This window comes from Escherichia sp. WS338, from assembly GCF_046486405.1.
Lineage (GTDB): Bacteria > Pseudomonadota > Gammaproteobacteria > Enterobacterales > Enterobacteriaceae > Escherichia > Escherichia coli.
In genome coordinates this window covers 57,494-66,221 of the sequence record NZ_JBJQLL010000022.1, presented here as the reverse complement: position 1 = coordinate 66,221, position 8,728 = coordinate 57,494, and the positions used below count along the sequence as shown (strand labels likewise).

General features: G+C 49.0%; 8 protein-coding genes. 2 read left to right on the top strand and 6 right to left on the bottom strand.

Annotated elements, in window-relative coordinates; genetic code table 11:
• The 3 genes from ACJHWT_RS18100 to ACJHWT_RS18090 form a co-directional block, all read right to left on the bottom strand.
• A partial coding sequence (locus ACJHWT_RS18100; RefSeq protein ID WP_265882275.1) for an ESPR-type extended signal peptide-containing protein occupies positions 1-1,800 on the bottom strand: 1,800 nt, incomplete at its 3' end.
• A 43-nt stretch (positions 1,801-1,843) separates the two neighbouring features.
• The gene (locus ACJHWT_RS18095) at positions 1,844-2,527 is read right to left on the bottom strand and encodes a DUF3251 domain-containing protein (RefSeq protein ID WP_001049675.1); all 684 of its coding nucleotides are present in this window, start codon (positions 2,525-2,527) and stop codon (positions 1,844-1,846) included.
• Positions 2,528-3,085: 558 nt separating this feature from the next.
• Positions 3,086-3,448, bottom strand: coding sequence for a YibL family ribosome-associated protein (locus ACJHWT_RS18090; protein WP_000665680.1), 363 nt, complete (start codon positions 3,446-3,448; stop codon positions 3,086-3,088).
• A gap of 283 nt (positions 3,449-3,731) precedes the next feature.
• Here ACJHWT_RS18090 and yibT point away from each other — a divergent pair, with 283 nt between their 5' ends.
• A complete protein-coding gene (yibT, locus tag ACJHWT_RS18085; protein ID WP_000517097.1) occupies positions 3,732-3,941 on the top strand; it encodes a protein YibT in 210 nt (69 codons plus the stop codon).
• A gap of 10 nt (positions 3,942-3,951) precedes the next feature.
• On the opposite strand, the gene mtlR is transcribed toward yibT, so the two are convergent.
• The 3 genes from mtlR to mtlA all read right to left on the bottom strand — a co-directional run bounded on the left by mtlR (position 3,952) and on the right by mtlA (position 7,829).
• Positions 3,952-4,539 (bottom strand): mannitol operon repressor MtlR, encoded by a 588-nt coding sequence (mtlR, locus tag ACJHWT_RS18080; RefSeq protein ID WP_000228269.1) that lies wholly within the window; start codon positions 4,537-4,539, stop codon positions 3,952-3,954.
• Positions 4,539-5,687 (bottom strand): mannitol-1-phosphate 5-dehydrogenase, encoded by a 1,149-nt coding sequence (mtlD, locus tag ACJHWT_RS18075; RefSeq protein WP_000645408.1) that lies wholly within the window; start codon positions 5,685-5,687, stop codon positions 4,539-4,541. Before mtlD ends, mtlR begins: the two co-directional genes overlap by 1 nt.
• A 228-nt stretch (positions 5,688-5,915) precedes the next feature.
• A complete protein-coding gene (gene mtlA, locus ACJHWT_RS18070) occupies positions 5,916-7,829 on the bottom strand; it encodes a PTS mannitol transporter subunit IICBA (RefSeq protein ID WP_000093252.1) in 1,914 nt (637 codons plus the stop codon).
• A 536-nt stretch (positions 7,830-8,365) separates the two neighbouring features.
• Between mtlA and ACJHWT_RS18065 the strand changes: the two genes are divergently transcribed.
• Positions 8,366-8,728 carry a DUF3302 domain-containing protein gene (locus ACJHWT_RS18065; RefSeq protein ID WP_000479618.1) on the top strand — a complete coding sequence of 121 codons (363 nt, stop codon included), beginning with the start codon at positions 8,366-8,368 and terminating at the stop codon, positions 8,726-8,728.

Genomic DNA, 8,728 nt, shown 5'->3' with positions numbered 1-8,728 from the left:
GTCAACAGCGTCAGTCAGGTTGGTGATGTTGGTGGTGTTCGTGGCGATATTGGTGGTGTTGGCTGCCACGGCATCGTTAGTGGTTTTGAGCTGAGAGCCGTTAACCGCGTCGGTGCTGCCAGCCGTCAGGTCACCGTCTTTGACGTTGGTTATTTTGCTGGTGGCTTCGGTGCCGTGCGCGGCGCTGAACGCGGTGCCATTCCACAGCAGGGCATCGTCTTTAAGGTCGCCAACGGAATCCGTCAGGGTATTGATACTGTTAGTGTTGGTGGTGATATTGGTAGTATTGGTCGCTACGTTATCGTTGGTGGTTTTCAGCTGAGAACCGTTAACCGCATCCTTACTGGTATCAGAAATAGCGCCGTCTTTAACGTTGGTGATGGTACTGGTAGTATCTGTACCATGTGCCGCACTATATGCCTTTTTAAGGGAGTCCCATTGTAACGTATTATTGTCCAGGCCCGTTAAGGCGTCGCCAACAGTGCCGAAAATACCACTTTTCAGCCTGTAATTTGGGGAAGTAACGACGCCTTGCGCATTGACGGTAGCCCCCCCACCAAGATTGTCCGCTACTGACTTACTGATAGCATAAAGCTGTGATCCATTGATGGCATCAGTACTGGTAGTGCTGATATCACCTGCTGCCATATTGACAATTTGTCGCTGAGCTGTTGTGTTACCCACAGAAACAGTATCCGCGTCAGTCGCTACAGAACCAGCACCCAGAGCAACTGAATTTTTCCCCTGAGCACTGGCTTGAGCACCAATTGCAGTGCCATTTTCTAAACCGGCATAACTGCCTTGTCCAAGAGCAATAGCATTTACACCACCTGTAATACTACCATTACCCAGCGCGATAGCATTTGCGCCGTCAGCTTTATTCCCTTGACCGATGGCAATTGCGCCAGCCGCTACTGCCTGACTTTGATTGCCCAGAGCAATAGTGTTGTCGACATCTGCAATACTGCCGGAGCCCAACGCGATACTATTAAGTCCATTTGCCTCCGCGTTAGTACCAACTGCCGTCGCATTTTCAGCAGCTTTGCTCTCTGCACCCATAGCAATCGCGTTTGCGGCGTTGGCGGCGGATAGTCTACCGAATGCGAGGCTGTCTACGCCAGCTGCAGCACTGTTGCGGCCTACTGCAATCGCGTTAGCCGCAGATGCGGCACTACTTGCACCCAGCGCCATTGAATATTCTTTTGACGCATTGGCATGATCACCGAGGGCGATGCTCATAATTTCGTAAGCTTTAGCCGTATTTCCTAACGCAATAGTTTTTTCACCATCGGCAAGGGAGGAGTCCCCAATAGCAAGAGATGTATAACCATTCGTCTTTGCGTAACGACCAAAAGCCATCGAACGATCGCCATTTGCTACTGACGATGCACCCAGCGCGACACTTCTGTCACCCATTGCTCTTGCACTAACCCCGAACGCCATGGATGCTCCACCAGTTGCAAGGGTTTTTGACCCGATGGCAGAACTGTACTCACCTTCGGCTATCGCGTCATATCCTAAAGCTGTACTCGCGCCACTAGTGTTCATAAAGGTATTTGCTTTTGCCCCTTTACCGATAGCAACCCAGCCGTCACCTGCTGAGCCATCGCCATAATCAGTTGGCTGCCCGTCGTAGTTATTAGCTAACGCTCCAAACGACGACAACAACCCACTCGCAACTAGTACAGAAATTAACAGCTTACTGCGCCCGCTTTTTTTGCCACGGCTCTTCGCCGTTTCGCTGGCAACGCTGTAACTGCCCGTCGCCGGATTCCAGATAACTTTAAAAATTTTGTTCATTATTGATGCTCTCTATTCCTTGATATAAGCGCAGAAGCTGCATTTATTTTTTGTTTTTTCGCTGCCGAGTTTCAGCAGGTTGAACAGTGTCGAACTGGAGATTGGCCATATTGATGGACAACTTCAGATACTTCAGGTTATTAGGCGAAACGCCTTTTAATGTCAGATTAATGTCTTGCCATTGACCAGGCATTAATTGCAGATTGGAATTCAGGGTGGTGTTGAAAAGTAATTGTTGCCACTTTGCCAGAGCTTTGGCATCGGCGGGTCTTTCATTTCCCCATGTCGCATGAAAGCCAATATTTGATACGGGAACGCTTAAAAGGTTAACCAGCGAAATACGAATAACACTGCCATTTTCAACCGCATCAATAGCCAGCACCCGGCCTGCCAAACCGACCGATCCGTTATTTAAAATGAAATATTGTGTTTGTGCTGGGTTAAATTCTGTAAAGACAAATTCGTCCTGCTTGTCTTTAACCGCTTTCACCACGCCAGCGAGCGTCTTGGTACTATTTATGATAGTAGTTTGTTGTTTTTCAAAATGCTCTATCTTTCGCTTATCGAGTTCCTGTTGTTTCTCAAGCGCCTCAATTTTGCTTTTTTGCAACTCTTGCTGTGTAACGAGGTCGTCGACCTTACTCGCTTTTTCAATATAGTCACACCCTGCCAATAAGCAGAGAGGCACTATTATTAACACGCTTAACAGTGTTTTCTTTAGGTTCATAGGATGAATTCCTTTTCATAATCCCGATACAGTTGATAATTACGGCACAATCATTTTTTTTATGAATGATTGGAGTGGGGCATATCCGCAAAATAAATTTGTTAGAGAAATTTTGTATTAATTGGTTGTGCGAATATGTTATTAAATGTCAAACGATTTCAGTTTGTAGCCAATAATATTAATCGCGCGGATTTTAATGATCGGTGTCAATCGATGTCAAATGTTTCACCGGATAAAGGCACAGGGCAGGGAAAGATAAATATTCAGTTGAGTGATGTTTTATTGTGGAATTTGCGAAGCTGATTGAAAAATTTAAATAATTAATTATGTTTCAAGCATTGATATGCGAAAATTCATTGTTAATATTGATACATCGTTCTTTAACTTGTACCTGATTTTCAGAATTTAGCCTGGCATGTGCGCTAAAAAGAATAGAGGAGATTGAATATATAATGTTAAGAACGTTATAAATATTCGATCTCTGAAACAGGCTCCTGCATGTGCCAGCAGGAGCGAGTAAATGGTGAGAGGCTGTGATTACAGCGACGAGAAAGGAACTTAAAACGCAGTCTTTGAGAACCCTGTCATCTCTTGCAGGCCCATTTCGCGGCCCAGCGCGGTCATTGGGTGCACAACCACCAGTCCGCGAACACTTTTTTTCAGCTTGCCCATATCAGCCTGCTCTTTTTTGGTGATTGCACGCTGGAACGGCATCTTCATCAGTTTCTGCGCTTCTTTGCTGAGCTTCTGGCTGTGAACTTCGCGCAGGCGAGCAATTTCTGCTTCCAGCGTGGCTTTCTCTTTTTCCAGTTCGGCGTATTTGTCTGCGGCTTCAACCAGCGACAGATCGGCCTGCTGGTGGCGGATGGCGTCCAGACGATCGCTGAGACGTTTGATTTCGTTTTTTTCGACTTCTTTCATGTGATGGCTTCTGATAAAGATAAATTTATAGCCCCTAGTATGCGCGACCAGGTGCTTTGTTCACAACTGATGGCATTGTAATAGTTCTATAACGTAAACATTAACATGCTTAAAAACTACGCAATTTATTGATTAATTAAGAAATTTAAAGAAAAAAGATAGTCAACAGAAGCAGGTGATTATTGAGGATTGAGCACGTTTTCCTTAATGTCATTTATACCGGGATCTAAACTAAAATTGGCGGCCGCGCATTCCCGGCGCGGGGTAATACGGAGATATCATCATGGGCAAATTAGGTGAAAACGTTCCGCTTCTTATCGATAAAGCCGTAGATTTCATGGCATCGAGCCAGGCGTTCCGGGAGTATCTGAAAAAACTACCTCCCCGTAACGCGATTCCGTCCGGAATACCTGATGAAAGCGTGCCGTTATATCTACAACGTCTGGAGTATTATCGTCAGCTTTATCGTCCGAAACAGGTAGAGGAGAAGTAAGCGAAAGTACTTACTTTTGAAAGGCTTTTTTTAAGCTGATTTTGGAAATCAGCTCTGTCAGTGAAAGGACCATTGTTGATCGCACAGCCTGTTGATAGCGCTGAATTTGCATTGCATACAAACTGGAGTCTGCAGGTTCAAACTGTGGCGGCGGTGGTAACGCCGCCACGCAATGCAGTTCACCAAAGGGTCCAAGGATTTCGTCGTCGGTAAACGCGTACTCGTTGCCGTCGTGATTTAGCTCTTCACGCAATGCCATCAGTAGCTCCGCATCTTCGTATTCCTGGCGGTTAATGACACCCAACCCGTAAATGAGTTTTAAACGCACAGAAAGATCGCCCAGCGGACCGTCGCCGTCGAGTAACGGTTCTACAGCATACTTTACCGCGTAATCGTCTTTGCGGAATACCTGAAGCACCAGAAGATTTACCGCCTCGGTCAAAAGCTCGACGGCGGTGATCAGAAAGCTTCGCACGGTTTTGCCAGCATTCAGACGCTCAAGCACACGGTTTTCAAAGGCCTGGGTTTGTTCCATTGTTGCCTGCATATCTGACAATCTGTTATTCGGGCGCAGGGTATCCTGCGCCTGGTCCACCATTATTGCATTGCTTTATAAGCGGTTACCGCCTCGGATACAACCTCGCTGTTGGCATCAAGACCGGAAATCTGTGCCAGCGCCGCCTGCGGACCTTTGTCAGCGATCAGTGCTGCCAGTTCCTGAGCCTGCGGATCATCTTCACTGCGGAAGTGCATTGCAGCGGCAATACCTTCAATCAGGTTTTTATGTGGCAGACCATATTCCAGCGTTCCGAGCAGTGGCTTGATCAGACGGTCGCCAGCACTCAGTTTACGCAGCGGCTGACGGCCTACGCGCTCTACATCATCTTTCAGATACGGGTTCTCGAAACGACCGAGGATTTTCTGGATGTACGCCGCATGTTTGTCCGCGTCAAAGCCGTAGCGCTTGATCAGTACCGCGCCGCTTTCTTCCATCGCACCTTTAACCACCGCGCGGATTTTCTCGTCGAGAATCGCGTCGCGAATGGTCTGATGACCCGCCAGTTTTCCGAGGTACGCGGTTATAGCATGACCTGTATTCAGGGTGAAGAGTTTACGTTCGACAAATGCCATCAGATTGTCGGTTAATTCCATGCCAGGGATGTTTGGCAGCGTGCCTTTGAACTGCGTTTTATCGACAATCCATTCGCTGAAGGTTTCTACCGTCACTTCCAGCGGATCGTTAGTTGCCGAAGCCGAAGGCGGTACGATGCGGTCAACGGCGGAATCAACAAAGCCAACGTGTTCTTCTACCCACGCTTTGGCATCTTCCGGCAGGGCGTTCATCACATGGCCTTTCAGCTGCGTGGTGCCGCGGACCATGTTTTCACAGGCGATGATGTTCAGTGGGGATTCATTACCTTGTTCTTTACGTTTCACCAGCCCTTTGGCGATGGCCGGAGCAATACGTTCCAGCACGACAGGGCCAACGGCGGTAGTGACTAAATCGACCTGAGCAATCAGATCAACGACATCATCGCCAATGCTGCTGACGGCATCGACGCCAGAAACGGTATCTACCTGCTCGGTTTCACCAACCACATGAACCTGATAGCTATGACGGGCATTCAGGGCATCAAGTACCACCTGATTTACATCGGCAAACGTCAGTTGGATACCCGCGTCCGCCAGCAGTTTACCGATAAAGCCACGACCGATATTACCTGCGCCAAAATGTAATGCTTTCATAGTATTAACCTTCATCAATGTTTTTACCCGAGAGGGCTGGGGTGAGGCTTTTCCCTCACCCAAACCCTCTCCATGTGGAGAGGGGCCGCGCCGGATGCGGCGTAAACGCCTTATCCGGCCTACAAGAACGTGCAAATTCAACAAACTGCGCTTTGTTTTGTAGGCCTGATAAGCGTAGCGCATCAGGCAATAAGCCCCACCTTCTCCATGTGGAGAGGTGGGATTGGATTACTTACGACCTGCCAGCAGTTCCAGCACTTCATCCACGCTGGTGGTATGTGCCAGACGCTCGATGACGGATTCATCATCCAGTGCATTGGTCAGGCTGGTGATAACCTGAATGTGCTCGTTGTTACGGGCAGCAATACCAATCACCAGACGGGCAATGTCATCTTCTTCTTCACCGAAGCGCACGCCTTCCGGGTACTGGCAGAACACCACGCCCGTTTTCAGTACGCGATCTTTTGCTTCAACCGTACCGTGTGGCACAGCGATAGACTCACCCAGATAAGTCGGGGTCAGTTTTTCACGATCCAGCATCGCCTGAACATATTCCGGCTCAACGTAACCGCCTTTCACCAGCTGCTCGCCAGCAAAACGAATCGCTTCTTCTTTGGTGGCCGCTTTGCGACCGAGGAAGATGTTCTCCGCGCCCAGTTTGAACAGATTAGCACTGGAATCGTCAAAGCTGTCTTTCAGACTGTCTTTCACTTTCACTTCGTTTTCAGTATGGCGCTGGGCAGCAACCAGACGTTCGGTCAGGCTGGTGTACAGGCCGCTGTCGAGGAAGTTGGTCAGCGAAATATGCTGTGCCTGCGGAACCTGGCGCATAGCGCGTTCGGTCAGGTCACGGTGAGTGATGACCAGGTCCACATCTGGCGGCAGGTTGTTGATCGCGCTGTTAGTGACCGAAATCTGCGACAGACCTGCATCCTGAATTTTCTTACGCAGCACACCTGCGCCCATCGCACTGGAACCCATACCGGCGTCACAGGCAACGATGATTTTACGTACGTGGCTCAGGTCGTTAGTCACATCGCCCGCAGACAGCGGAGACGCACCTTTAGACTCAGCTTTCATGTCCTGCATACGACGAGTTGCTGCTTCAATATCATCTTCTTCTTTCACTTTGCTGGTTTTCAGCAAAATAGCAGAGACAACGAAGGAGACTGCCATCGCCGCACACACACCCGCGATGTTAGCGAAGTAAGCACCTTTTGGCGTCATCGCCAGTACAGCAAGGATAGAACCCGGAGATGCCGGAGAAACCAGCCCACCGCCCAGGATAGTCAGCGTGAACACGCCAGTCATACCGCCGAGGATAACGGCCAGAATCAGACGCGGATTCATCAGCACATACGGGAAGTAGATTTCGTGGATACCCCCCAGGAAGTGGATGATTGCCGCACCGCCCGCAGACTGTTTAGCGCTACCACGACCAAAGAACATGTACGCCAGCAGCACGCCCATACCCGGACCTGGGTTAGCTTCAATCAGGAAGAAGATGGATTTACCCAGTTCATGGGACTGCTGAATACCCAGCGGCGAGAAGATACCGTGGTTAATGGCGTTGTTGAGGAACAGGATTTTCGCCGGTTCAACAAAGATAGACGCCAGCGGCAGCATGTCATGGACAACCATGAAGTTAACGCCCGCAGCCAGCATTTTGGACAGGGCTTCAACAATCGGGCCAATGCCGAGGAATGCCAGAATAGCGAGGATCATCCCGATGATGCCTGCGGAGAAGTTATTCACCAGCATCTCAAAACCGGATTTGATCTTACCGTCTACCCAGCGGTCGAAGTGCTTAATGCACCAGCCGCCCAGTGGACCTGCAATCATCGAACCGAGGAACATCGGCATGTCTGCGCCGACGATAACGCCCATGGTGGTGATGGCACCGACTACGCCGCCACGTTCGCCGCCTACCAGCTTACCACCGGTATAACCGATCAGCAGCGGCAGGAGATAAGTGATCATCGGGCCGACCAGCTTCGCCAGCGTTTCGTTCGGTAACCACCCTGTTGGAATAAATAACGCGGTGATGATACCCCACGCGATAAACGCGCCGATATTTGGCATCACCATGTTGCTGAGGAAACGACCAAAGCTTTGCACTTTGATCTTAATATCGGATGACATAAAAACACCCCTTCTTATGTTTGCTGTCGCGCAGGCTGGAAGCCCGAGGTTTTTTGTTAATGTGGCGGCAGAGGTAGCCGGACCTTGTAGATACTGCGAAATCTGGCACTGAATCGGTTAACTGTCCAGTCGGCGGCCTTTTGTGTGATATCAGTCACATAAATGTAGGGGGTAGAGAGGTAATTGACGTGATTCTCATCACAAAATGCTTGTGTAAAAAAGCAACAAGGCGGCGATTTTCGCTAAAAATGGCATTTAAATGTGAGTTATGTCACATTTTTATTTTGATGGTTTGTTGAATCTTTGTGATCTGAATCACAAGATATTTTCTTACGGCGTTCACCTGATGTGATCTACAGCATGTTATGCCTTCGTCATGAAATCGTTATGTAACTAAGCAACTCATCACCTCTTAAAATTATTCTTTGGTGTTATGGCGAGAATCGCGAACCCGGATTATTGTCAAAATATCAGCCTGACTCCCTTCTGGCTGCCAGCCAAAAAACAACACTGATAAACGTGAATCCGAGGCAGATATGTTTCTAAACTATTTCGCGTTGGGAGTGCTGATCTTCGTCTTTCTGGTGATTTTTTATGGAATCATCGCGATACATGACATCCCTTATCTGATTGCCAAAAAGCGCAACCATCCCCATGCCGACGCTATTCATACGGCGGGCTGGGTGAGCCTGTTTACTCTGCATGTTATCTGGCCGTTTTTGTGGATCTGGGCGACGCTCTATCAACCGGAGCGCGGCTGGGGCATGCAGTCGCATGTTGCGCCGCAAGGCGACGTGCCAGACCCGGAAATCGCCGCACTTTCTGACCGGATTTCCCGGCTGGAGCACCAACTCGCCGCCGAGAAAAAGACTGACTATTCCACGTTTCCGGAGATCTAA